Source organism: Amycolatopsis cynarae (genome assembly GCF_026802195.1).
In the GTDB taxonomy this organism is placed as follows: domain Bacteria; phylum Actinomycetota; class Actinomycetes; order Mycobacteriales; family Pseudonocardiaceae; genus Amycolatopsis_E; species Amycolatopsis_E rhizosphaerae.
On the sequence record NZ_CP113836.1, the window covers coordinates 4,632,708 to 4,656,530 of the forward strand.

At 71.9% G+C, this 23,823-nt stretch carries 20 protein-coding genes; 6 read left to right on the forward strand and 14 right to left on the reverse strand.

Translation table 11 applies throughout. The features are described from left to right. Positions 1–3 precede the first annotated feature (3 nt). From ORV05_RS22095 to ORV05_RS22120, 6 genes are all read right to left on the reverse strand, one after another. Positions 4–843, reverse strand: coding sequence for a PspA/IM30 family protein (locus tag ORV05_RS22095; RefSeq protein WP_268753926.1), 840 nt, complete (start codon positions 841–843; stop codon positions 4–6). A 281-nt stretch (positions 844–1,124) separates the two neighbouring features. Next, positions 1,125–1,574 carry a helix-turn-helix domain-containing protein gene (locus ORV05_RS22100; protein WP_268753927.1) on the reverse strand — a complete coding sequence of 150 codons (450 nt, stop codon included), beginning with the start codon at positions 1,572–1,574 and terminating at the stop codon, positions 1,125–1,127. A 157-nt stretch (positions 1,575–1,731) separates the two neighbouring features. Next, complete coding sequence (locus tag ORV05_RS22105) at positions 1,732–2,226, reverse strand: CinA family protein (protein WP_268753929.1); 495 nt, start codon at positions 2,224–2,226, stop codon at positions 1,732–1,734. Next, on the reverse strand, positions 2,223–2,855 hold the full coding sequence (pgsA, locus tag ORV05_RS22110) for a CDP-diacylglycerol--glycerol-3-phosphate 3-phosphatidyltransferase (RefSeq protein ID WP_268753930.1): 633 nt from the start codon (positions 2,853–2,855) through the stop codon (positions 2,223–2,225). The genes ORV05_RS22105 and pgsA overlap by 4 nt, the downstream gene beginning before the upstream one ends. Further along, complete coding sequence (gene rimO / locus ORV05_RS22115; protein ID WP_268753931.1) at positions 2,855–4,294, reverse strand: 30S ribosomal protein S12 methylthiotransferase RimO; 1,440 nt, start codon at positions 4,292–4,294, stop codon at positions 2,855–2,857. Before rimO ends, pgsA begins: the two co-directional genes overlap by 1 nt. A 4-nt stretch (positions 4,295–4,298) precedes the next feature. After that, positions 4,299–8,141, reverse strand: coding sequence for an AAA family ATPase (locus ORV05_RS22120; RefSeq protein WP_268753932.1), 3,843 nt, complete (start codon positions 8,139–8,141; stop codon positions 4,299–4,301). 105 nt (positions 8,142–8,246) lie between these two features. Here ORV05_RS22120 and ORV05_RS22125 point away from each other — a divergent pair, with 105 nt between their 5' ends. Both ORV05_RS22125 and ORV05_RS22130 read left to right on the forward strand, forming a co-directional pair. Further along, positions 8,247–8,759 carry an amino-acid N-acetyltransferase gene (locus tag ORV05_RS22125; protein ID WP_268753933.1) on the forward strand — a complete coding sequence of 171 codons (513 nt, stop codon included), beginning with the start codon at positions 8,247–8,249 and terminating at the stop codon, positions 8,757–8,759. A 78-nt stretch (positions 8,760–8,837) separates the two neighbouring features. Beyond that, the gene (locus ORV05_RS22130; RefSeq protein WP_268753935.1) at positions 8,838–9,446 is read left to right on the forward strand and encodes a hypothetical protein; all 609 of its coding nucleotides are present in this window, start codon (positions 8,838–8,840) and stop codon (positions 9,444–9,446) included. 95 nt (positions 9,447–9,541) lie between these two features. On the opposite strand, the gene ORV05_RS22135 is transcribed toward ORV05_RS22130, so the two are convergent. Then, complete coding sequence (locus ORV05_RS22135) at positions 9,542–12,142, reverse strand: FtsK/SpoIIIE family DNA translocase (protein WP_268753936.1); 2,601 nt, start codon at positions 12,140–12,142, stop codon at positions 9,542–9,544. Positions 12,143–12,271: 129 nt separating this feature from the next. On the opposite strand from ORV05_RS22135, the gene ORV05_RS22140 reads away from it, so the two are divergent. Then, positions 12,272–13,081 carry a lysophospholipid acyltransferase family protein gene (locus ORV05_RS22140; protein WP_268753937.1) on the forward strand — a complete coding sequence of 270 codons (810 nt, stop codon included), beginning with the start codon at positions 12,272–12,274 and terminating at the stop codon, positions 13,079–13,081. A 146-nt stretch (positions 13,082–13,227) separates the two neighbouring features. On the opposite strand, the gene ORV05_RS22145 is transcribed toward ORV05_RS22140, so the two are convergent. From ORV05_RS22145 to thyX, 6 genes are all read right to left on the reverse strand, one after another. Beyond that, a complete protein-coding gene (locus ORV05_RS22145; protein WP_268753938.1) occupies positions 13,228–14,934 on the reverse strand; it encodes a ribonuclease J in 1,707 nt (568 codons plus the stop codon). Positions 14,935–14,998: 64 nt separating this feature from the next. Beyond that, entirely contained in the window at positions 14,999–16,012 is a 1,014-nt protein-coding gene (dapA, locus tag ORV05_RS22150) for a 4-hydroxy-tetrahydrodipicolinate synthase (protein WP_268753939.1), read from the reverse strand. A gap of 132 nt (positions 16,013–16,144) precedes the next feature. Then, entirely contained in the window at positions 16,145–17,632 is a 1,488-nt protein-coding gene (locus ORV05_RS22155) for a serine/threonine-protein kinase (RefSeq protein WP_268753941.1), read from the reverse strand. Positions 17,633–17,720: 88 nt separating this feature from the next. Next, on the reverse strand, positions 17,721–18,959 hold the full coding sequence (locus ORV05_RS22160; RefSeq protein WP_268753942.1) for an Nramp family divalent metal transporter: 1,239 nt from the start codon (positions 18,957–18,959) through the stop codon (positions 17,721–17,723). 172 nt (positions 18,960–19,131) lie between these two features. After that, positions 19,132–19,521, reverse strand: coding sequence for an ACT domain-containing protein (locus ORV05_RS22165; protein WP_268753943.1), 390 nt, complete (start codon positions 19,519–19,521; stop codon positions 19,132–19,134). Beyond that, positions 19,518–20,270: an FAD-dependent thymidylate synthase gene (gene thyX, locus ORV05_RS22170; RefSeq protein ID WP_268753944.1), complete on the reverse strand. Its 753-nt coding sequence runs from the start codon at positions 20,268–20,270 to the stop codon at positions 19,518–19,520. Before thyX ends, ORV05_RS22165 begins: the two co-directional genes overlap by 4 nt. Before the next feature lie 122 nt (positions 20,271–20,392). Between thyX and ORV05_RS22175 the strand changes: the two genes are divergently transcribed. Together ORV05_RS22175 and ORV05_RS22180 are read left to right on the forward strand one after the other, a co-directional pair. Beyond that, positions 20,393–20,938, forward strand: coding sequence for a toxin-antitoxin system HicB family antitoxin (locus ORV05_RS22175; protein WP_268753945.1), 546 nt, complete (start codon positions 20,393–20,395; stop codon positions 20,936–20,938). Next, complete coding sequence (locus ORV05_RS22180; protein WP_268753946.1) at positions 20,935–21,858, forward strand: DUF4097 family beta strand repeat-containing protein; 924 nt, start codon at positions 20,935–20,937, stop codon at positions 21,856–21,858. The genes ORV05_RS22175 and ORV05_RS22180 overlap by 4 nt, the downstream gene beginning before the upstream one ends. A gap of 22 nt (positions 21,859–21,880) precedes the next feature. Here the strand turns inward: ORV05_RS22180 and ORV05_RS22185 are convergent, their stop codons facing one another. Next, on the reverse strand, positions 21,881–23,104 hold the full coding sequence (locus tag ORV05_RS22185) for a winged helix-turn-helix domain-containing protein (protein ID WP_268753947.1): 1,224 nt from the start codon (positions 23,102–23,104) through the stop codon (positions 21,881–21,883). Positions 23,105–23,154: 50 nt separating this feature from the next. Between ORV05_RS22185 and ORV05_RS22190 the strand changes: the two genes are divergently transcribed. Further along, entirely contained in the window at positions 23,155–23,712 is a 558-nt protein-coding gene (locus ORV05_RS22190; protein WP_268753948.1) for a GNAT family N-acetyltransferase, read from the forward strand. Positions 23,713–23,823 lie beyond the last annotated feature (111 nt).

The window sequence follows — 23,823 nt, forward strand, 5'->3', positions numbered from 1 at the left end:
CGGTCAGGCCTGGTTCTTCTGCTGCTCGGCCTGCACGCGCTGCTGGATTTCGCGCTGGATGTCGGCGGCCGAGCTGGCCGGCTTCGCCGCCTCGGCGCCATCGGTCACCTGCGCCACCGGCCCGCCCTTGAGGGAGGCGCGGATCTGCTCCAGCCGCGAGTGCCCGGCCAGCTGCGTGGTGGCCGCCTGGACCTCCATCATCCGGCCCTGCACGGAGTTCTGCGCCAGCTCGGCCTGGCCCAGCGCGGTGGTGTAGCGGCGCTCGATCTTCTCGCGCACCTCGTCCAGCGAAGGGGTGTTGCCCGGCGCCGCCAGCTCCGACATCTGGTTGAGCGAGGCCGAGACCTTCTCCTGCATCTTGGCCTGCTCCAGCTGCGAAAGCAGCTTGGTCCGCTCGGCCAGCTTCTGCTGCAGCATCGTGGCGTTGCGCTCCACGGCCTGCTTGGCCTGGGCCGCCGCCTGCAGGGACTGGTCGTGCAGGGTCTTGAGGTCCTCGATGCTCTGCTCGGCGGTGACCAGCTGGGTGGCGAAGGCCTCGGCGGCGTTCTCGTACTGGGTGGCCTTCTCGTTGTCCCCCTTGGCACGCGCCTCGTCGGCCAGCACCAGGGCCTGCCGGGCCGAGGCCTGCAGCTTCTCCACCTCGCCGAGCTGCCGGTTGAGCTTCATCTCCAGCTGGCGCTGGTTCCCGATCACTGCCGCGGCCTGCTGGGAGAGCGCCTGGTGGTTACGCTGCGCCTCCTCGATGGCCTGCTGGATCTGCACCTTCGGGTCGGCGTGCTCGTCGATCTTCGACGAGAACGCCGCCATGAGGTACTTCCAGGCCTTTACGAACGGGTTGGCCATCTGCTCCGCCTGCCTTCTTACGTCCCACTGTCCAAGTTTTCCCGAAGATCATGTGGGGCGTCGCTCTCCCCTGCCCGAGCAACGACCCGACCTCGGCGTGGGTTCCATCGTGTCAGGTCACCGCCCCGTGATCCAGGCGACCCCGGGGGATTTCAGGGACGACCCTGATCGTCACCGGATCGTCATCACCTTCCCCCGCCTGCCGCCGGATGTGGCGAAGGCCACCGTCGGCGCCGGGCGGGCGGTGACGGTGGCCTTCCGGAGCTGGCCCTGGGCCCAGGTCAGGCCGCGACCATCTTCGGTGCGCTGATCGTGGTGCGCAGGGCAGGCCCCCTGCGCTGGGTGGAAACCCGCAGGTCCGCCATTTCGTTGCCGAGCACGCCGTCCACCAGGTGGCCGCCTTCGAGGTGGCCTGCGGGCTCCCGGCGCTCGGACCGGTCGGCGCGCTCCTCCTGACGCTCCGCCTCGGCGGGCATCGGCGCGACGTCGACGTGGTCGAGCGCGGAGATGTCGGCCGCCACGTTGTGCAGCAGTTCGGCGAGCGGCAGTTCGAGTGCCTCGCAGATGGACGCCAGCAGCTCGCTCGACGCTTCCTTCTGCCCCCGCTCGACCTCGGACAGGTAACCGAGGCTCACCTTGGCGGCGCGGGAGATGTCGCGCAGCGTGCGACGCTGGTTGGTGCGGGCATGACGGAGCCGATCACCGATCGCCTCACGCAACAGCACGGTCATCACGCGCCTCCCTTCCTGATACCGACCACGTTACCCAGACCGAGCCCTTCGGCGCAGCGGTTGACACGGCCGTACGCCAAGGGCGAACGCCTGGGCGAAGCCCGTTGTTCCCGCGCTGTTTCCCCGGCGGCCCCGTCCATGGCCTGGTCAGGGGGCCTCAGGGGGCCGCCAGAGGGCCGAGCGCGGCGCCCAGCAGCTCCAGCGCGGCCCGCACCGAATTGGTCCGGACCGAGGCGCGGCCGCCCTCGAACCGGTGGGTGCGGACCCGGCACGACCCGGCACCGGCCAGCGCGATGTGCACCGTTCCGGGCGTCACTCCGTCCTGCGGGTCGGGTCCGGCGACCCCGGTCAGGCCCAGGCCCCAGTCCGCCCCGCAGCGTTCCCGCGCCCCCGCCGCGAGCTGGGCGGCCACCTCGGGGTGCACCGCGCCGTGCTCGGCCAGCAGGGCCTCGTCCACCCCGGCCAGCTTGGCCTTGAGATCGGTGGCGTAGACCACCAGACCGCCCCGGACCACCGCACTGGCGCCCGGCACCTCGGTCAGCGTCGCGCAGACCAGGCCGGCGGTCAGCGATTCGGCCGTGGCGACGGTCTCGCCGCGCTCGGTGAGCCGGGCGATCAGCGGGCGGGCGAGGGCCGCTTCTTCTCCCGTCACTCCCCCGGCACCGCCCGTAGTCCCGCGGCCCGCAGCCGGAGCGCGCGCAGGACGTAGTCGGCCCCGGTCACCACGGTGAGCACCAGCGCGAGCCCCATCAGGATCCAGCGTAGTGCCGTCAGCCCGTCGGGCAGCGGCAGCAGATAGGCCACGATCGCCGCGATCTGGGACAGGGTCTTGGCCTTGCCCCCGCGGCTGGCCGCGATCACCCCGAACCGGATCACCCAGAACCGCAGGAGGGTGACCCCGAGCTCCCGGACCGCTATGACGATCGTCACCCACCAGGGCAGCTCGGCGAGCACGCTCAGCCCGACCAGCGCCGCGCCGGTCAGCGCCTTGTCCGCGATCGGGTCGGCGATCTTGCCGAGATCGGTGATCAGCCCGTAGCGGCGGGCCACCCAGCCGTCGACCTGGTCGGTCAGCGAGGCGAGGGCGAACAGCGCCGTGGCGACCGCGCGCCAGGTGGTGTCGTGCCCGCCGCCGGCGAACAGGGCGACGACGAACACCGGCACCAGCACCAGGCGGGCCAGCGTCAGGAGGTTGGCGACGTTGATGTTGGACACGCGTCTGCGCGGCAGGCCACCGGCGCCTTCGCCGGTGGCCGCGGTCTCGTCGGCGCCCGCACTCATCAGTCCGCGTCCGGCCGGACGATGAGGTCCACGCCTTCGCTGTCGACCACGCGGCAGCGGACCAGCTGCCCCACCTCGAGCCCGTCGCCGTCGAGCACCACGCAGGCACCGTCGACCTCGGGCGCCTGGTGGGCCGCCCGTCCCACCACCTCGTCGTCGGTCTCGTCGATGAGCACGTCGACCACTTCGCCGACGCGTTCCTCGGCGCGCTGCGCGGTGAGCTCCTCGACCAGGGCGGAGATCTTCGCGACCCGCTCGGTCACCAGCTCGGGGTCCACCTTGCCGTCGAAGGTCTCGGCCTCCGTGCCGTCTTCGTCGGAGTAGCCGAACACCCCGACCGCGTCGAGGCGGGCCGCGGTGAGGAAGCGTTCCAGCTCGGCGACGTCGTCCTCGGTCTCACCCGGGAAGCCGACGATGACGTTGGTGCGGATGCCCGCGGCGGGCGAATACCCGCGGATCTGGCCGATCAGCTCCAGGAACGAGCCGGTGGAACCGAACCGGCGCATGCGCCGCAGCACGGACTCGCTGGAGTGCTGGAACGACAGGTCGAAGTAGTCGGCGACACCCGGCGTGGTGGCGATGACCCGGACCAGGTCCGGCCGGGTTTCCGCGGGCTGCAAGTAGGACACCCGCACCCGCTCGATGCCCTCGACGGCGGCCAGCCGCGGCAGCAGCCGCTCCAGCGCCCGGGTGCCGCCCTCGGCACGGGGAAGGTCCTTGCCGTAGGAGGTCGAGTTCTCGCTGACCAGGTAGAGCTCCTTGACCCCGGAGGCGGCCAGCCATTCGGCCTCGGCCACGACCTCGTCGGGGTGGCGGGAGACGAACGAACCCCGGAACGACGGGATGGCGCAGAACGAGCAGCGGCGGTCGCACCCGGAGGCGATCTTCAGCGCCGCCACCGGGGAGGAGTCCAGCCGCCTGCGCAGCACGCGCGGCCCCCAGCCCGCCTGCTCCCCCGCGCCGGTCTCGCCATGGCCGGGCACCGTGACCGCGGCGGCCGCGGCCGGACGCTGGACCGGGCTGATCGGCAGGAGGGTGCGCCGGTCCGAGGGCACGTGCGAGGCGATCCGGTGCCCGGACACGATCGCGCCCAGCTTCTCCGCCAGGTCCGGGTAGTGGTCGAACCCGAGCACCGCGTCGGCCTCAGGCAGGCTCTCGGCCAGCTCCGCGCCGTACCGCTCGGCCATGCAGCCGACCGCCACCACCTTCGCGCCGGTGTCCGCCGCCGCCAGCAGGGTGTCCACCGAATCCTTCTTCGCCGATTCGACGAAACCGCACGTGTTGACCACGATCACGTCGGAGGACTCCGGATCGTCGGTCAGCTCCCAGCCCCCGGCCGCGAGGCGGCCGGCCAGCTCCTCGGAATCCACCTCGTTGCGGGCACAACCGAGGGTCAGCAGCGAGACGCGTCGAGCGGCGGTCGAATCGGTGGAAGACACCCAATCAGGGTAGCTGCCGGGGCAGGTCGGCCATCGTCAGCAGGGTCAACTCCTCGTCGGCGAGGCCCTCCAGGTCCACTTCCGGCCCCGCCAGGCGCAACGCCTGCGCGCCGATCGCCTGCTCCAGCAGCCCTCGCGCGGACCGGCCGTTGGCGAAGCCCTCGCCCCGGTCGATGCCCGCCATCATCGCGGGCAGCGCCTCGGCGAGGTCCGGTGCCAGGCGGTAGCCCTGCTTGGTGGCCATCGCGGTGAAGATCGCGGCGAGCTCGGAGTCGGTGTAGTCCGGGAAATCCACGGTGCCGCCGAACCGGGAGCGCAGCCCGGCGTTGCTGTCGAGGAAGCGGTCCATGTCCCCGGGGTAGCCCGCCGCGATGACGATCATGTCCTCGCGGTGGTTCTCCATCTGCACCAGCAGTTCCGCCACGGCCTCCTTGCCGAAGTCGGCGCCGTTGGCGTAGCCCTGGACCAGGTTGTAGGCCTCGTCGATGAACAGCACCCCGCCCACGGCGCGCTCGCACACCTCGCGCGTTTTCGGCGCGGTCTGCCCGATGTACTCGCCCACCAGGTCCGGACGGGCCACCTCCACCAGGTGCCCGGACGGCAGTACCCCGAGTTCGCGGTAGAGCTGCCCCATCAGCCGGGCCACCGTGGTCTTCGCGGTACCGGGATTGCCGGTGAACACCAGGTGGCGGCTGCGCGCCCCCACCGGCAGCCCCGCCGTCCGGCGCCGGGCGTCGAGCCGGGTTTCGGCGACCAGCGCGCGCACGCGCTGCTTGACCGGTTCGAGGCCGATCATGCCGTCCAGCTCGCCCATCAGCTCTTCGAGGCTGCGGCGCGGACCCGCGTCGTCGGCCACCGCCACGCCCGACTCGGTGGGCAGGTCGGCCGCGGTGAGCAGGGCCAGCGCGGCGGAATCGGCCTGCGGCGCGCTCGCCAGCCTGCTGGACTGCTTGCCGATCGTGGTTTCCAGCAGCCCCCGTGCCGAGCGCCCGTTGGCGAAGCCGCGGCCGCGCGGGATGCGCCGGACCGCCTCCGGCAGGGCCCGCTCCATGTCCGGGTCGAGCCGGTACCCCTGTTTCTCGGCCATGACCTTGAAGATCGCGGCGAGCTCGCCGTTGTCGTAGTCGGGGAACTCGACGCGGCCGGCGAAGCGCGAGCGCAGCCCGGGGTTGGACTCCATGAACTCGTCCATCTCCCTGGGGTAGCCGGCCACGATCACCAGCATGTCGTCGCGGTGGTTTTCCATCTGCACCAGCAGTTCCGCGACGGCCTCCTTGCCGAAGTCGTTCTCGGCGTCCTGGACGAGGTTGTAGGCCTCGTCGATGAACAGCACCCCGCCGACCGCGCGCTCGCACACGTCCCGGGTCTTCGGCGCGGTCATCCCGATGGCCTCGCCCACCAGATCGGGGCGGGCCACCTCCACCAGGTGTCCCGAGGGCAGCACGCCGAGCTCCCGGTAGATCTGCCCCATCAGCCGGGCCACCGTGGTCTTCGCGGTGCCCGGATTGCCGGTGAACACCAGATGCCTGCTGCGCGTGGCGACCTTCATCCCCGCCTCGCGGCGCTGCGCGTCCACCTTGGTCTCGTCCACGAGCGCGCGGACCCGCCGCTTGACCGGGGACAACCCGATCATTTCGTCCAAATCGGACAGCAGGTCGGCCAGTCCGCGCCGCGGACCCGCGTCGTCGGACTGGCCCACCCCGGCCTCGCGCGGCAGGTCGGCGGCGACCAGCAGGGCCAGCGCGTCCGGTTCGGACGGTGCCTCGGTCGCGATCCGCGTGGACTGCCTGCTGATGGTGGCCTCCAGCAGGCCGCGCGCCGAACGCCCGTTGGCGAAGCCGCGGCCCCTCGGGATCCGCCGGATCGCCTCCGGCAGCGCCTGGACGAGGTCCGGTGCGAGCCGATAACCCTGCTGCTTGGCGATCAGCTCGAAGATCGCGGCGAGCTCTTCGTTGGTGTAGTCGGGGAAGTCCACCCGGCCGGCGAACCGCGAGCGCAGGCCCGGGTTCGCCTCCAGGAACTCGTCCATCTCCTTGGGATAGCCCGCCGCGAACACCACGAAGTCCTCGCGGTGGTTTTCCATCTGCACCAGCAGTTCCGCCACGGCTTCCCGGCCGTGGTCGCTCTCGCCGTCCTGCACGACGTTGTAGGCCTCGTCGATGAACAGCACGCCGCCCATCGCCTGCTGGCACACCTCGCGCGTCTTGCCCGCGGTCTTCCCGATCCACTCCGACACCAGGTCGGGGCGGCCTGCCTCGATCACATGGCCCTTGGGCAGCACGCCGAGCGCGTGGTAGATCTTGGCGACCAGCCGGGCCACGGTGGTCTTGGCCGTGCCCGGGTTTCCCGTGAAGACCAGATGCCTGCTGCGCGAGGCCACCTTCATCCCGGCGGCCCGCCGCTGGGCGTCCACGTCCATTTCCGCCACCAGCGCCCGCACCCGCTGTTTCACCGCGCCGAGCCCGATCATCGCGTCGAGTTCGGCCAGCAACTCCTCGACCGGCTGCCCCTGTTCGCGGCGCGCGACGGCCAGTTGCTCCACGTCCGGCAGATCGACCTGCGGCCGGTCCCCCACCACCGCACCGCGCCCGATGGCGCTGGTGATGGCGGCGCCGACCAGTGCCTCGACCTCCCGCGCGTCGGCGGTCCGCAGCTCGCCCACCAGCGTGCCGAGCCGTTCACGGGCGCCAGGGGACACCACGGCATTGCGTTCGGCCAGCAGGACGTCGAGCAGCATGGTCGCGGCCGCGGGCTCGCTGAGGTCCGGCATCCGGTAGCCGATCACGCGCGCGCCGAGGCGCGACGACTCGGCGGTCAGCCTGTCCAGGACCTTTTCCCCGCCGCTGAGCACCACCAGGCGGCAGCTGTTCTGGTCGTGGGCCAACTCGTCGAGGAGCTTCGCCACGCCCGCCGCGTCCCCTTCGAGCAGCACATCCAGTTCCTCGATGAAGAACAGGCCGGGGCTCGCGTCCCGCTCGACCGCTTCCATTTCGGAGCGCAGCATGGCGTTCACGGTCTGCCCGGCCCGCTCGGCGCGCTGCACCAGTTCCGGTCCCGACCAGGTGGTGATGGCGTTGAAGGTGAGGTTGCGGGCCTTGAGCTCGTCCCGCACCGCCCGCCACAGGCGGCGGTGCCCGCTGCGCGCGGGGCCGGTGAACAGCAGCAGCGGGTTCGGCTCCGGCACGGCGGGCGGCGGGGCCGCCACCTGCTGCTCCTCCGGCGGATGGCGGGTGCCCTCGGCCCACTGCACGATCCGGATCACCTTGTCCAGATACGCCAGGGCGGATTCGGGCCCGCTGACGAATCCCGACCCGTTGGGCAGCACGGCGTAGGCCACCGCCGGTGGTACGGACCTCGGGGCCTGCTGCGGCAACGGCGGCGGGACCGGGACCGGTCCGGACGGCGGTGACTGCGGCAGCGGCGGCGGCACCGCGATCGGCCCCGACGGCGGTGATTGCTGCGGCAGCGGCGGCGGCACCGGCTGCGGCGAGGGGAACGGGCCCGACCGGGGTAGCGGCGGCGGGACCGGGGCCTGAGGCATCGGGGCCTGCTGGGCCGGCGGCACCGGGGCCTGCGGTGCCGGAGCCTGGGGCATCGGGGCCTGCGGCATCGGCGGCATCGGCGGTTGCGGCATCGGGACCGGCTGCACGACGCGCCCGCCGGCCCGCCACTGCGGATCCATCGGCGGCGCGCCGAACTGCCACGGGCCGGGCGGACGCTGCCACTGCCACCCGAGCCCCGGCACCAGCAGCCACAACACCCCGTCCGGACTCGCCAGCGTCGTGGTCCGCCCCATCGATGCCTGACGCTCGGCCTCCCAGAACGGATCCCATCCCGCGCGCGTCAACTCGCCCCCCACTCCGTCGGAAATCCGCTTCGCAGCATACGAGCCGCGGCCTGCGTGGTGGAACCCACCGCGACAGCGCGGGCACGCGCCGGATACGGTCGGCGGGTGCCGCACGATGACCCTGCCCCGGTCGTGGTCCGCCGCGCCCGGATCGCCGACGTCCGCAAGATCAAAGCCCTGGTCGACGCGGACGCCGGGCGCGTGCTGCTGGAGAAGGAACTCGTCACGCTCTACGAGGACATGCAGGAGTTCTGGGTCGCCGACTCCGGCGGCGAAATCCTCGGCTGCGGCGCCCTGCACGTGCTGTGGGAGGACCTGGCGGAGATCCGCACGGTCGCGGTCGACCGGGCGGCGCGCAGCCGCGGCATCGGGCACGCGCTGGTCGGCAGGCTCGTCGAGCACGCCACGGAACTGGGGTTGCGGCGCATCTTCGTGCTGACCTTCGAAACGCGGTTCTTCGCCCGGCACGGGTTCCGGGAGATCCACGGCACGCCCGTGCCGCAGCCGGTCTACGATGAGATGCGCCGATCCATCGACCCCGGCGTCGCCGAATTCCTGGAACTTCCCTATGCCAAACCGAACACACTCGGCAACACCCGGATGCTCCTCGAACTCTGAACCGGCGGTCCATTGTGGAGGAGGGGCAACCCCTGCCCGGCCCCGCACGTCCATCTCAGTGAGAGTTGGGAGAAATGCATGATCCGGGGGTATCGCAAGTGGATCGCCGGCGCGCTGGGCGCCGCCGCGCTGACCGTCCCGTCCGCGGCGGCCGCGGCCCAGCCCGTGACCGTGGTGCCGGGCTGCGAAAAGGGCTGTGATGTCGCGTTCTCGCAGCAGTTGCCGGGCGGGAAACGCGTGGAGGGGCTGAGCACGGGCACTTACAGCGTGCTCGCGCTCTGGCGGGGGAACACCCTGCTCGACCACGTGCAGGTCCACGGGCGCGACGGCTACGCGTACGAATTCGTGCAGAGCGCCACCTGCTCGAGCACCCGCTGTTCGGTCGGCTACGTGTACGGGGCGCATTCGGGGGCCGTCGCGTCGGTGGCGGTGAGCGACCGGCTCACGGTCACGGACACGGTCGAGGGCGCCTCCACGGGCACCGTGACCCGCGATCTCAACGGTGACGGGCAGCCCGACGCCGCCGTCCAGCAGAGCACCTTCGTGCCGAACTTCGCGCAGGCGCCGCAGTACTGGGAGACCTACGTCGAGCGCAACGGCAAGTTCGCGCGGACCGGCTGCACGGCCGACAACGCGCCCGCACCCGTCCGCCTCGCCACCGGTCACTGCACCGGCCCCATCGCCTGATCGGCCGGTTCGTCCACCTGCGGCGAGCCGTGAAGGGTCCCTTCACCGTCGAATCGACCCTGAAGGGACCCTTCACGGTCTAATGCCGCGGCCCGCTACTCGCCGTCCGCGTCCGGCCCGGGCACGGGCCCGCCGCCGCGGATCAGGTACAGGACACCGTCCAGTTCGTCCGGCTTCACCAGCACGTCGCGCGCCTTCGAGCCCTCCGACGGCCCCACCACGCCGCGGCTTTCCAGCAGGTCCATCAGCCGTCCCGCCTTGGCGAAACCCACCCGCAGCTTGCGCTGCAACATGGACGTGGAACCGAACTGCGAGGTCACCACCAGTTCGGCCGCCTGCAGCAGCACATCCAGATCGTCCCCGATGTCCGGGTCGATCTCCTTGGCCTCGCCGGGTTTGGCGACGGTGACCCCGTCCTGGTACTCCGGCTGCGCCTGCTCCTTGGTGTAGTCGACGATCGCGGCGATCTCGTCGTCACCGACGTAGGCGCCCTGGATGCGGATCGGCTTGCCCGCCCCCATCGGCAGGTACAGCCCGTCGCCCATGCCGATCAGCTTCTCCGCCCCCGGCTGGTCCAGGATGACCCGCGAGTCGGTCAGCGAAGACGTGGCGAACGCCAGCCGGGACGGGACGTTGGTCTTGATCAGGCCGGTGACCACGTCCACCGAGGGCCGCTGGGTGGCCAGCACCAGGTGGATCCCGGCGGCGCGCGCCTTCTGCGTGATCCGGACGATCGCGTCCTCCACGTCCCGGGGCGCGGTCATCATCAGGTCGGCGAGCTCGTCGACGATCGCCATGATGTAGGGGTACGGGCGGTACTCCCGTTCGCTGCCGGGGGGCGTGGTGATTTCGCCGGAACGCACCTTCCGGTTGAAGTCGTCGATGTGCCGGACCCGGTGGGCCTGCATGTCCTGGTACCGCTGTTCCATCTCCTCCACCAGCCAGGCCAGCGCCGCGGCGGCCTTCTTCGGCTGGGTGATGATCGGCGTGATCAGGTGCGGAATGCCCTCGTAGGGGGTCAGTTCGACCATCTTCGGGTCGATCAGGATCATCCGGCACTCGTCGGGCGTGGCACGCGCGAGCAGCGACACCAGCATCGAGTTGACGAAACTGGACTTACCGGAGCCGGTGGATCCGGCCACCAGCAGGTGCGGCATCTTCGTCAGGTTCGCGGTGACGAAATGCCCCTCAATGTCCTTGCCCAGCCCGATGACCATCGGGTGGTTGTCCTTGGCGGCCTTCGGCGACCGCAGCACGTCGCCGAGCCGGACCATCTCGCGGTCGGAGTTGGGCACCTCGATGCCGACCGCGGACTTGCCGGGGATCGGCGCGAGCAGCCGCACGTTGTCGGTGGCCACCGCGTAGGCGATGTTCTTGGTCAGCGCGGTGATCTTCTCGACCTTCACGCCCGGGCCGAGTTCGACCTCGTACCGCGTCACCGTCGGGCCGCGGGTGAACCCGGTGACCTGGGCGTCCACATTGAACTGTTCGAGCACGCCGCTGATCGCCTCGATCATGGCGTCGTTGGCCTTGCTGCGCGTCTTGGGCGCGTCGCCGAGCTGCAGCAGCTCCGGTGACGGGAGCTGGTAATCGCCCTCGACGGTGCGGGTGACCGAAAGCGGCGGCTCGGGTTTCCCGGCCTTCTCGCTCTTCTCGATCTTCTCGGTCTTCTGCGCCTTCGATCCCGCGGAGGGCACGGACTCCACGGGTTTGGCCGCCGGCTTCGGCTTGGCTGGCCGCATCGGCACCGCCGGTTCGGCCAGCGCGGCCTCGAGGTCCAGCTGCTCCCCCGCGCCGTCACCGGAACCGGCCTGGCGGCGCCGCGCGGGCCTGCGCAGGCGCACCGGTTTGGTGTCGGTCTCGGTGATCTCGTCGCCCTGCCCGGCCAGCTCTTCCCGCTCGGCCACCAGGCGGTCGATCTCCTCCGGATCCAGGCCCCACTCCCGCAGGACGCGGGGGATGTCGCGGACCCGGGTGGCGGTGAAGACCAGCACGCCGTAGCCGAGCGCCAGGATGAGCAGCGGCGCGGCGACCCAGCTGGTCACGCCCTGGGCCAGCAGGCCGCCGGAGAAGGCGCCCAGCGCGCCGCCCGCGTACATCCTGTCGTCGTTGCTCTCCGGAAGCCTGCTGAACAGGTGCAGCAGGCCCAGCACGGCGAACATCACCAGCAGGGTGCCGATCACCATCCGCGGCCGCGCCTCCGGCCGCGGCTCCGAGCGCATCAGCGAGATCGCGATCACGAACAGCACCAGCGGCAGCGTGACCGCGCCCGCACCGAAGATCGTCCTCGTGGCGAGTTCGAGGTAGCCGCCGACCGGGCCGGCCGCCCGCCACCAGACCCCCACCGCGATGATCAGGGCGAGCGCGATCAGGCCGAGCGCCAGGCCGTCACGGCGGTGCTCCGGCTCCAGTTCCCGGGTGCGGCCGACGGTGCGCGCGAGCGTGCCCGTGCCCTTCGCCACCAGCGTCCAGCCGCCGCGGACCGCCTTGCCCACGGTGCCGCCGGAGGAGCGGCGCGCCGGGGCACGGCGGGCCGGTGCGGAACGGGGCTTGCGCGCCGGAGCCGACTTGCGCGCCGGAGCCGGTTTCCGCGCCGATGAGGACTTGCGCGCCGTGCTCGTCTTGCGCGCCGGCTGTTTCGTCCCGCCGGCGCGTTTCGTCGCGTTCCGCCTGGTGGTCGCCGACCCGCTTGCCATGGCTCCTACGTTAACGGGCGAAGCCCAGCAGCCCCGTGCGCCACTCGCGGCACCGCGCCAACTTTCGCCACAACCGCGGGTTCCGATAGGCCATACCGGTGAAGATCGGCGTCTGACATGCTCTTGGCCATGTTCACGCTGCACCACGACGAGCGAGGGCTGCCCCGTCGCAGGCCCCCGGCGATCTGGCGGACCCTCTCGGCACTGGACACCGGGCTGGTCCACCTGGTGGGCCGGCTGCGGGTGACCGGCGGCATCCCGGCGAAGCTACGCGGGCGCCCCCTGCTGATGGCCGCGAACCACATCGGGGTGTTCGACGCGCTGGTGCTCATCGCGGCGTGCAAGCAGCTCGGGATCGCGCCCCGGTTCCTGCTCGCGGGCGGCCTGCTGGACGCGCCGGTGCTGGGCCCGGCGCTGCGGGCGAGCGGGCACCTGCGAGTCGACCGGGGCAAGGCCACGGCGGTCGAGCAGTTCGCCGACGCGGTGGCCGCCATGCGCACCACGCCGAGCCCGATCATCGTCTACCCCGAGGGGCGCATCAGCCACGATCCGGGGCTGTGGCCGGAACGCGGCAAGACCGGGGCGGCGCGGCTGGCGCTGGCCGCGGACGTGCCGGTGATCCCGATCAGCCAGTGGGGCGCGCACGAGGCGGTGTACTGGGGCACCGAGAAGGTGGAGGGTCCGGCCGACCTGCTGCCGCTGGCCCGCTCGGGGCTCACCGCGCCCCTGCGCCGTCCGACGTTCAGGGTGCATTTCGGTGCCCCGGTGGATCTGTCCGACGTCGAGCCGGGGCGTCCGGGCGCGGGGGTCCGGGCGCACGCGAAGATCATGCGGGCGATCACCGACGGCCTGATCCCGCTGCGCCGCGACGAACTCGACAAGCCGCGCTTCCACGACCCGACGCGCCCCACCGACACCCTCAGCCCCTGGCGCCCCTGAGGTGCCGTGAGGGGTCCCCTCACGGCCGTGGCTGGGCGGGCCGTGAAGGGTCCCTTCACAGCCAACGCCCGTACGGACTTTCCCGGGGCCCTGCGCAAACAGGGCCGTGAGGGGTTCCTCACGGCCCTGGGCGGTCTGGACGGCGGTTACACTGGGATGACGGTGGGGACGATCATCGGGCGGCGCCGGTAGGTCTCGGCGACCCAGCGGCCCACCACGCGTCGCACCGCCTGCGCGATGCGGTGGCTCTCGGTGATCCCCTCGGCTTCGGTTCGCGAAAGCTCCATCTCGACCAGTGGAACAACCGCATCGAGGGCCTTGGGGTCGTCGGAAAAACCGCGTCCGGACACCGTCGGGGTGCTCACCGCGCGCCCGGTGGTCGAGTCCACCGCCACCGTGATCGCGATGAACCCGCCCTCGCCGAGGACCAGCCGGTCGGACAATGTCGACTCGCCGACATCGCCGACGGACAGCCCGTCGACGTAGACGTGCCCGACCTCGACGCGGCCGGTGGTGCGGGCCCGGCCGTCGACCAGGTCCACCACCACACCGTCCTCCGCGAGCACCACGTTCTCCGGTGCCACGCCCGTGCGCACCGCCAGCTCGCCGTTGGCCCGCAGGTGCCGCCATTCGCCGTGCACCGGCATCACGTTGCTCGGCCGGATCGCGTTGTACAGGAACAGCAGCTCGCCCGCCGAGGAGTGCCCGGAGACGTGGACCTTCGCGTTGCCCTGGTGCACCACGTGGGCGCCGAGCCGCACCAGGCCGTTGACCACGCCGAACACCGCCGTCTCGTTGCCCGGGATGAGCGAACTGGCCAGCACCACGGTGTCCCCGGCGCGGATCGAGATCTGCCGGTGCTCACCGCGCGCCATCCGCGACAGCGCCGACAGCGGCTCGCCCTGCGAACCCGTCGAGACGAACAGCACCTTCGTCTCCGGCAGCGTGACCGCCTGGTCCAGGTCGATCAGCAGCCCCTCCGGGATGGCCAGCAGCCCCAGGTCCGCCGCGATCCCCATGTTGCGCACCATCGACCGGCCGACGAACGCCACGCGGCGGCCGTGCCGCTGCGCGGCGTCGAGCACCTGCTGGACGCGGTGCACGTGGCTGGCGAAGCAGGCCACGATCACACGCTGGGTGACGCGGCCGATCACGTCGTCGAGCACCGGGCCGATGTCCCGCTCGGGCGTGACGAAACCGGGCACCTCGGCGTTCGTGGAGTCGATGCACAGCAGGTCGACGCCCTCGTCGCCCAGCCGCGAGAATCCGGCCAGGTCGGTGAGCCGTCCGTCGAGCGGCAACTGGTCGAGCTTGATGTCACCGGTGTGCAGCACGACCCCGGCCGGGGTGCGGATCGCCACCGCCAGCGCGTCCGGGATGGAGTGGTTGACCGCGAAGAACTCCAGGTCGAACGCGCCCACCCGGCGGCGCTCCCCTTCGGTCACCTCCACCAGCTTCGGCCGCTGCCGGTGCTCGCGGCACTTCGCGTCGAGCAGCGCCAGGGTGAACCGCGAGCCGTAGACCGGCAGGTCCGGGCGCAGGCGCAGCAGGAACGGCACCGCGCCGATGTGGTCCTCGTGCCCGTGGGTGAGCACGAGGGCGTCGATGTCCTCGAGCCGGTCCTCGATCGCCCGGAAGTCGGGCAGGATCAGGTCGACCCCGGGCTGTGCGTCCTCGGGGAACAGCACCCCGCAGTCGACGATGAGCAGCCTGCCGTCGTACTCGAAGACGGTCATGTTCCGCCCGACCTCGCCGATCCCGCCGAGGGCGACGACCCGGAGGCCGCCGTCCGGCAGCGGGGGCGGCGGGGTGAGGGGCCCCGGTCCTGTGGGTTGCGGGGATCGCCCGTTCATCGTGTTCCCCCCTGTGCGCGCCCGGCGGCCTCGTGCGGGGCCGCCGCGCCCTTGTGTAACACCGTCACCTATGAATGGTCCCAACGCTGGTATGAGTGGTCGGCGTGACGTAGGCCGCCGCCGAGTCCGCTTGCGCGACCCTCGCACTGTGCCAGTCCGCCGCGGGCGAGTCGTCAAGGGGGACCCCCGCCTGGATCAGGTCACCGGCGATGGCCTCCACCTGCTCCGCGGTCGCCGGCACGATCGGCAGCCTCGGGCCGCCGACGTCGTGCCCGCGCAGCCGGAGCCCGGTCTTGGCGAACACCACGCCGCCGACCCGGGACATCGCCCGGTACACCGGAAGCATGCCACGGTGGTTGGTGCGCGCGGTGGAGGTGTCGCCGTTTTCGTAGGCGTCGATCATGGCGCGGATGCGGCCCGCCACCACGTGCCCGATCACGCTGACCACCCCGGCCGCGCCGACCGAGAGCCACGGCAGGTTCAGCGCATCGTCGCCGGAGTAGTAGGCCAGCTGCGTGTTCGCGATCACCTCGCTGCCGGCGAGCAGATCGCCCTTGGCGTCCTTGACGGCGAGGATGCGGGGGTGCTCGGCGAGCCGCAGCAGCGTGTCGACCTCGATCGGCACGATCGAGCGCGGCGGGATGTCGTAGAGCATCACGGGCAGTTCGGTGGCGTCGGCGACCGTGGTGAAGTGCGCGTACAGCCCCGCCTGCGGTGGCCGGGAGTAGTACGGCGTGACCACCAGCAGGCCGTGCGCCCCGGCCTTTTCCGCCTGCCGCGCCAGTTCCACGCTGTGCGCGGTGTCGTAGGTGCCCGCTCCGGCGACGACCGTCGCGCGATCCCCGACCGCCTCCACCACGGCGCGGATCAGGGCGGACTTCTCGGCGTCGGAGGTGGTGGGGCTCTCGCCGGTGGTGCCGTTGACGACGAGACCGTCGTTGCCCAGCTCCACCAGGTGCGCGGCGAGCTCCTGCGCCCGCTTCAGATCCAGCGCACCCTCGCTGTCGAACGGGGTGACCATGGCGGTGAGCACGCGCCCGAACGGCCTGCCGGGAGCTGCGGAAGGTGGGGTGGACATGGTGTCGACGGTACCTCCTCGGCGTACGGATCTCCGCGCCCACCTGGCGAAACGGCATGATCAGCAGGCAGCACACCCGCCGGGCCGGAGAATCGTCGGTGGCACCTCGCGGCCACCGGAACTTCTGTTGTGCTACTTCAGTGCGGCGGCCACCCCGCCGGCGAAGGCGGTGTCGTCCCGCTTCGCGAGCAGGCAGTAGATCTTGCGGACCGGGGTATCGGAGTAGTCCGAACTGCTCTGGGTTTCCCACGCCTGCTGGGAAGGAATGAGCGTGCGGTAGGTCAGATCGGTGCGGCGCGCGGCCGGGATGGCATTGGAGTAGAACGTCATCCGGCACTGCGCCTCCGCCCACTCCTGCAGCTTGTCCGGGTACTGCGCCTTGACCGCCTTGGAGTCGTTCGACCCGTAGGCGGCCGCGGCGTCGTAGAACTCGGTGTAGTGCAGGTCGTCGCAGTCGACCCAGTCGCCCTGCCCCAGCACCTTCCCCTGGGTGAGCGGGGTCTTCGTGCAGGTGTAGGAGCCGGTCCGCAGCGCGGGGATCTGCCCCTGTGCTCCGTAGGTGTAGGTCGGCAGCATGGCGGGGTCGGGATCCGGCGTGCCCCAGGCCTTGCCCAGCAGCAGTCCGGTCACCAGCAGCGCCACCGCGAAGAGGGCACCCGTGATGGTCAGTGCCTTGGTCAGTGCCTTGCGCCTGCCCCCCGGTGGCGGGACCGGGCCGGCCAGTGTGGGGGCGGGACCGGTCCAGACACTCGCCTGCCCGGCGGGCGGAGTGGGCGGCGCCTCCACGGTTGCGGCCATGCCGAGCAGCTGGTCCGCCTGCGCGGCCGAGACCCGGCCCTCCGGGCTGGCCACCAGCAGGCCCATGATCGCCGAGGCGAGCGGGCCGCGCGTGCGCGTCAGGTACGGGATCTCGTGCAGGATCGCGTGCAGCGTGGCCGCGGTGGTCGGGCGTTCGAAGGCCAGCGTCCCCTCCACCGCGAAGAACAGGGTCGCGCCCAGCGACCACAGGTCCGAGGCGGGCACCGCGTCCTTGCCCGCGACGCGTTCCGGCGCCATGAAGGCCGGCGAACCGACGATCATGCCGCTGGTGGTCAGGCGCGGATCGTCGATGGCCTGCGCGATGCCGAAGTCGGTGAGCTTCACGCGCCCGTTCGGCGCGACCATGATGTTGCCGGGCTTGACATCGCGGTGCACGATCCCGGCGGCGTGCGCCGCCTGCAGCGCACCGAGGACCTGCCGCCCGATCGCGGCGACCTGCGCGGGCGGCAACGGGCCGTGCGCCCGCACCAGCTCGGCCAGCGTCGGCGCCTCGACCAGCTCCATCACGATGAACGTGCCGCCCTGTTCGGAAATCACGTCGAACACCGTCACCACCGCGGGATCGTTGAGCCGCCCGCCGGTGCGCACCTCCCGCAGGACACGCTCGCCGAACGTGGCGCCTTCGGCGCCGTCCGGCAGCCGCAGTTCCTTGATCGCCACCGGGCGCCCGATCACCCGGTCCTCGGCACGCCACACCACGCCCATCCCGCCGCGGCCGAGCTCGGCCCGCAGCACGTACCGCCCGGCGATCGTCCTGGGCGCGGGAGTGCTCGCCTGCTGGGTGGTCTGGTCTGAGGTCACGGGGAGGGGCCTTCCTGGTGCACGGAGGAGGAGGGAATGCTAATCCGACCTCTCCGACCTCGGGGGCGGCCCTTCGGTTCCCCGGTGCTCAGCCGGCCACCGTGAGGTAGAGCAACACGATGTTCAGCACGACGATCACCGCCGCGATCAGCCAGGCCACCAGCGCGGTGGCACGGTGGTTGACCTGTTCCCCCATCAGCCCGGGATCGCTGGTCAGCCGGACCAGCGGGATGAGCGCGAACGGGATGCCGAACGAGAGCACCACCTGTGACACCACCAGCGCCCACGACGGGTCCGCGCCCAGCGCCAGCACCACGACCGCGGGGACGAGGGTGATCAGCCGCCGCAGCAGGATGGGGATGCGGCGGCGCAGCAGGCCCTGCATGATCATGGCACCGGCGTAGGCGCCGACCGAGGTCGAGGCCAGTCCCGAGGCCAGCAGGCCGACCGCGAACAGCAGGGCCACCCCGGTGCCCAGCGTCTGGCTCACCGCCGCGTGCGCTCCGGCGATCGAGTCCACCCCGGACCGTCCCTGCAGGTTCACCGCCGCGAGCAGCAGCATCGACAGGTTGACCGCGCCCGCCAGCAGCATCGCCAGCCCGACGTCGAACCGGGTGGCGCGCAGCAGGCCGGTGAGCCTGCGGCCGCGCGCGTGCCCGTGCCGGTCCCGGGCGAGCCCGGAGTGCAGGTAGACGGCGTGCGGCATCACGGTCGCCCCGAGCATCGCGGCGGCGATGAGCACGCTGCCGGGGCCCTGGAAGCGCGGCACGAACCCGTTGAAGACGCCCTGCGCGGACGGCGGTTCGAAGAACGCACTGGCCAGAAAGCCCAGCGCGATGATCGCCAGCAGCCCGGTGACGGCGCGTTCGAAGGGGCGCTGCCCTCGTTTGTCCTGCAGGACCAGCAGGCCCATCGACACCACGCCGGTGACCACGCCACCGGCCAGCAGCGGCAGCCCGAACAGCAGGTTGAGCGCGATCGCCCCACCGACGACCTCGGCCAGGTCGGTGGCGATGGCGACCAGTTCGGCCTGCGCCCAGTAGGCCAGCCTGCCGCCGCGCGGCAGGCGGTCGCGCACCGCCTCCGGCAGCGACAGCCCGGTGACCAGGCCGAGTTTCGCGGACAGGTACTGCACGAGGCCCGCCATCAGGTTGGCCACCAGGACGACCCAGACGAGCAGGTAGCCGAAGCGGGCACCGGCGCTGACGTTGGAGGCGACGTTGCCGGGGTCGACGTAGGCGATCGCAGCGACGAACGCGGGCCCGAGCAGCACGGATCCGGCCCGTACCCGGGCCAGGGCCGGGCGAACGGTTTCCGCCAGCGCCACCAGACCACCTCCGTACCGAGTCGGACACCTGACCAAAATCAGATTTTAGGTGCACCGAACTTCGAAGTACAGCCTTGCCGTAACAGGAGTTGTTGTGGCCTTGCCTACCCGCCCTCGCCACTCCTTATGCCGTCCGGTGTCCCAGGCGGGACACCAGCGCCGGCGAGTGGGGTCAGTGGACCTCGTGGCCGGCGGCGCGCAGCGCCTCGACGGCGCGGGCGAGGTCGGCCTGCTTCACCAGGACGTGATCGGTGTCGAAAGTGGACAGTGTGAACAGCGCGACCCCGGCCGCGGCCAGCTCACTGGCCAGGGCCGCGATGATCCCGGTGAGAGTGAAGGCCAGCGGCCCGCGCACGGTCAGCAGCCGCCAGCCGGACTCGATCTCGGCCCCGGCGAGGGCCAGCTCCACCGGGGAGATCACCGACACCTCGTCCGCCGTCCTCGTCACCGACACCAGGCCGTCCCCGCCGGGGGTGAGGAGATCCGGCGGGACCACCGCGTCCCCCGCCAGCTTGGCGACCGCGTACTCGCCGGGACGGACATCGATGGCGAGGCGCTTCACCCCTCGAGCACCTTGGGGCTCGACGCGACCTCCGTGCCGTCGGGCAGCGTGGAGATCGTGAAGTCGGCGAACACGTTCGCGGCGGCCTTCTGCAGCTGGCGCAGGCATTCCACGGCCAGCGCGCGGATCTCCACGTCCGCGTGCTCGGTGGCCCGCATGGCGATGAAGTGCCGCCAGGCCCGGTAGTTGCCGGTGACCACGATGCGCGTCTCGGTGGCGTTCGGCAGCACGGACCGGGCCGCCTGGCGGGCCTGCTTGCGGCGCAGGGTCGCGCTCGGCGCGTCGGCGAACTTGTCCTCGAGACCGGCCAGCAGGGCGTTGTAGGCGTCGACGCTGGCCTGCGCGGCGGCCAGGAACTTCTCGTGCAGTTCCGGATCCCCGGCGATCACGTCCGGCTCGACGAAGGCGGCGTCGCGCTCGGGTACGTACCGCTGGGACAGTTGTGAGTACGAGAAGTGCCGGTGCCGGATCAGCTCGTGCGTCAGGGAGCGCGAAATGCCGCTGATGTAGAAGCTGACGGAGCCGTGCTCGAGCACCGACAGGTGCCCGACCTCGATGATGTGGTCGATGTAGCCGGCGTTCGTGGCCGTCTTCGGATTCGGCTTCGTCCAGGACTGGTAGCACGCCCGGCCCGCGAACTCGGCGAGCGCCTCCCCGCCGTCGGCGTCGGTGGACCACGGCACGCCCTCCGGCGGGAAGAACTCCGTCTTCGCGATCAACTGGACTTTCGGTGACACCGTCTCGGCCACGTCCCCACTCCTTCACTGCTGACCGGAGCAGCGTAACCGGGGGGACCGACAGGACCGGTCACCGTCCCCGCGCACCATCGTGGCGGCTTGACTGACACCATTCATGACGTCATATTGGTGTCATGGACTTGACCCCCTACATCAGCCGGTTGCGCGACGACCTCGCCGCCACCGCCTCGGCGGGCGACGACCAGACCCGGCGCACCGCCGCCGTGCTCTCCGCCGCATTGGAGCCGGCGGTGCGGCTCGCCCTGATGAACGCGCTCGCCGACCTTGCCGCCGAAGTGACCACGCAGCTGCCCGGGCACGTGGTGGACGTCCGGCTCGACGGCCGTGATGTCCGCGTCGTGGTCACCGGGGCCGGCGGGCCGGGGCACGACCGGGGACCGACACCGCCGCCGCCTCCTCCCCCGCCGCCCCCGCCGCCGATGGGCGAGGGTGGCGACAGCATCGCCCGGATGACGCTGCGCATGGTCGAGCAGATCAAGGGCCAGGCGGAGCAGGCGGCCGCCGCCCAGGGCGTCTCGCTGAACACGTTCATCTCCCAGGCCGTCCAGGGCGCCCTGCGCGGCGGGCACTTCCCCGGCGGCGCCGGCGGCCAGGGCAAACCCGGTGAGCACGGCGAGCAGGGTGGCGGTTCCCACCTGCACGGCTGGGTGCGGGGGTGAGCGAGCCCGTGACCGAGCAGCCGGACAGCCCGATCCGCACCCAGACGTTCCCCGTGCACGGACCCCTCGAGCTGGACGTGAACCTCACCAACGGCCGCGTCGAGATCCAGCTGACCGCTGACGAGGCCGAAGCCTCCGAGACCTTCGTCGAGGTCCGGCACCAGCCCGACTCCGCCGCGCCCTGGAGCGAGGGCGTGTCGAACCTGCTGAGCTGGGTCAGCGAACGGTTCGGTGACCAGCTGGGCAGCGAACTGCGGTCCACTCCGGCCGAGGCCCTGCGCCACACCCGGATCGAACTGACCGGAAACCGGCTCGTCGTGCGCGCACCCAAGGCTTTGCCGCTGCGCAACATCCCGCTCGCGGTCACCCTCCGCGCCGCCGCGGGCAGCCACGTCTCGGTGCGCTCCGGTTCCGCGAACGTGACCGTCACCGGCGCCTGCGGGCGCGCCGACATCATGACCGGCACCGGGGAGGTCCGGCTCGACCGGGCCGAGGGGGCCGCGGTCGTGCGCACCGGCTCGGGCGCCATCCGGCTGGGCCCGGTGCCGTCGGGACTCCAGTTGCACACCAGCAGCGGGGACGTCGAGGTTTCCTCCCTGGCCGGCTCGGCCACCGTGGGCACCGGGACCGGCGACGTGTGGCTGGGCACCTGTTCCGGGGAGATCCTCGCCCGCAGCGGCAGCGGGGACCTCTCGGTCGCCGACGCCGCCGAGGGCTGCATCGACCTGATCAGCGGATCCGGGGAGATCCGGATCGGCGTGCGGCCCGGTGTGGCCGCCGAGATCGACCTGACCTCCAACTCCGGCAAGGTGAACAGCGAGCTCGACGTGACCGCCGAACCGCCCGGTGGCGAGGTGCCCCTGCACATCACCGCCCGCAGCGGCTCCGGCGACGCCGTCGTCACCCGCGCCGTCCGGTGAGCGAACCGCGGTGGCCGCCGGATCAGGCGGCGGCCACCGCCCGGCTCAGCACCGGGGCGAGTTCTCCCCGCGTGCCCACCGCCACCCCGGACAAGCCGAGCCAGTCCGCCATCAACGCCAGTTCCGCGGCCAGCTCCTCCGCCACCCGCGGCACGTCCGCGCCGGGTTCGGCGAACGCCCCGGGCACGCGCAGCACGCCCGCCTCCCGGTCGGCCTTGAGGTCGACGCGGGCCACCAGCACTCCGTCCAGCAGGAACGGGTACACGTAGTAGCCGTGGACCCGTTTCGCCTCGGGCACGTAGATCTCGATGCGGTAGCGGAAGTCGAACAGCCGCTCGGTGCGGGCCCGCTCCCAGATCAGGGGATCGAACGGGCACAGCAGGGCACGTCCGGTGATCCGGCGCGGGGCCCTGGCCTCGGCGTGGCGGTACGCGGGAGCCCGCCAGGTCCGCACGCGGACCGGTTCCAGTACCCCCTCTTCCACCAGCGTGGCGACGGCCTGATGGCTCACCTCGGGACCGAGCCGGTAGTAGTCGCGCAGGTCCGGTTCGGTCGCCACGCCCAGTGCCGAGGCGGAACGGGCGATCAGCTCCCGCGCCCCCTCCTCCGGCGTGACCTCCCGGTTGAGGATCTCCGGCGGGACGACCCGCTCGGTGAGGTCGTAGAGCCGTTCGAACGAGCGGCGAGTCCCGGTGCTCAGCTGTCCGATGCCGAACAGGTACTCGCAGATCTTCTTCACGTCGGAGCGGTCCCACCACGGCCCCTGCCGCCGCTGCGACTCCCCCACCACCTCGCGCTCGATGCGGCCCGCGCCGACCGGGCCGAGCTCGGTCACCACGGCGAGGATGTCCTCCACGAGCGCCGGGGAACGCCGCAGGATGGGTTCGTAGTGCCGCCACCAGCCCGCCCGCTTGGCGCGGGAGCGCAGCAGCGGCCAGTCCTCCACCGGGATCAGGCTCGCTTCGTGGGCCCACGTCTCCACCAGCAGCCGCGGCCTGCGGGTGCTGTGCGCCCAGGCCGCCTCGTCCACCAGTGTCCGGTCGTACGCGCCCAGCCGCGAGAACAGCGGCGCGTAGTGCGCGCGGACCGCCACGTTCACCGAGTCGAGCTGGAGCAGCCGGACCCGGGAGAGCACCTGACGCAACTGCCGCCGGGTGACGGCGGCGGGCCGGGGCCGGTCGAACCCCTGGGCGGCCAGCGCCATCCGCCGCGCCACCCCTGCACTGATCGTTTCCACCGCGCCCATGCTGCCAGCACCCACCGACAGAACGGCGGGAAAGCGGTAGGTTGCGGCACATGAGGACCGCCGAAGTCCGCGTCGCCGCGGCCGGGGACGCCGCGGAGATCGCCCGCATCCAGCGCCTCACCTGGCGCACCGCCTATGCCGGCCTGCTGGGGGAACGGGCACTCGCCGAACTGGACTCCACCGCCGAGCGGCGCTGGGCCGAGGCCATCGCGTTTCCGGGCACCACGGTGCACGTCGCCGTCGAAGGCGACACCACCGTCGGGTTCTGCGTGGCCGGGCTCGCACCGCACGAGGAGGTGGCCAGCGCCTCGGGCACGCTGCCGGGCGACGCCGACCGCACCGGCCTGATCGCCACCCTGCTGGTCGAGCCCCGCTGGGGGCGGCGCGGCCACGGCGGCCGCCTGCTCGCGGCGGCCGCCGAGGGACTGCGCCTGCGGGGCGCGGAGCGCGGGATCAGCTGGGTGGCCGAGTCCGACTCGGCGTCACTGGGCTTCTTCCGGCATGCGGGCTGGCGTCCCGACGGCACTGTGCGCACCCTCGACACCGGCGAGCGCCGGCTGCGTGAAGTCCGGCTCACGGGCGGGCTCGAGCTCCGGCTCGTGCCCTGAGCGGGGCCGCCTGCCGCGGAACCAGCGCACCGTCATCACGACCAGGAACAGCACCGCGAGCAACTGGTAGCTGCTGCCCACGACCTTCTGCGGGAAACTCCAGATCTCGTA

Excerpts from the sequence above, each read along its gene's own strand:
- ORV05_RS22095 (WP_268753926.1), bottom strand. The coding sequence starts at position 843 with ATGGCCAACCCGTTCGTAAAGGCCTGGAAGTACCTCATGGCGGCGTTC.
- ORV05_RS22100 (WP_268753927.1), bottom strand. The coding sequence starts at position 1,574 with ATGACCGTGCTGTTGCGTGAGGCGATCGGTGATCGGCTCCGTCATGCC.
- pgsA (WP_268753930.1), bottom strand. The coding sequence starts at position 2,855 with ATGAGTGCGGGCGCCGACGAGACCGCGGCCACCGGCGAAGGCGCCGGT.
- ORV05_RS22130 (WP_268753935.1), top strand. The coding sequence starts at position 8,838 with ATGATCCGGGGGTATCGCAAGTGGATCGCCGGCGCGCTGGGCGCCGCC.
- ORV05_RS22135 (WP_268753936.1), bottom strand. The coding sequence starts at position 12,142 with ATGGCAAGCGGGTCGGCGACCACCAGGCGGAACGCGACGAAACGCGCC.
- ORV05_RS22140 (WP_268753937.1), top strand. The coding sequence starts at position 12,272 with ATGTTCACGCTGCACCACGACGAGCGAGGGCTGCCCCGTCGCAGGCCC.
- ORV05_RS22145 (WP_268753938.1), bottom strand. The coding sequence starts at position 14,934 with ATGAACGGGCGATCCCCGCAACCCACAGGACCGGGGCCCCTCACCCCG.
- dapA (WP_268753939.1), bottom strand. The coding sequence starts at position 16,012 with ATGTCCACCCCACCTTCCGCAGCTCCCGGCAGGCCGTTCGGGCGCGTG.
- ORV05_RS22175 (WP_268753945.1), top strand. The coding sequence starts at position 20,393 with ATGGACTTGACCCCCTACATCAGCCGGTTGCGCGACGACCTCGCCGCC.
- ORV05_RS22185 (WP_268753947.1), bottom strand. The coding sequence starts at position 23,104 with ATGGGCGCGGTGGAAACGATCAGTGCAGGGGTGGCGCGGCGGATGGCG.
- ORV05_RS22190 (WP_268753948.1), top strand. The coding sequence starts at position 23,155 with ATGAGGACCGCCGAAGTCCGCGTCGCCGCGGCCGGGGACGCCGCGGAG.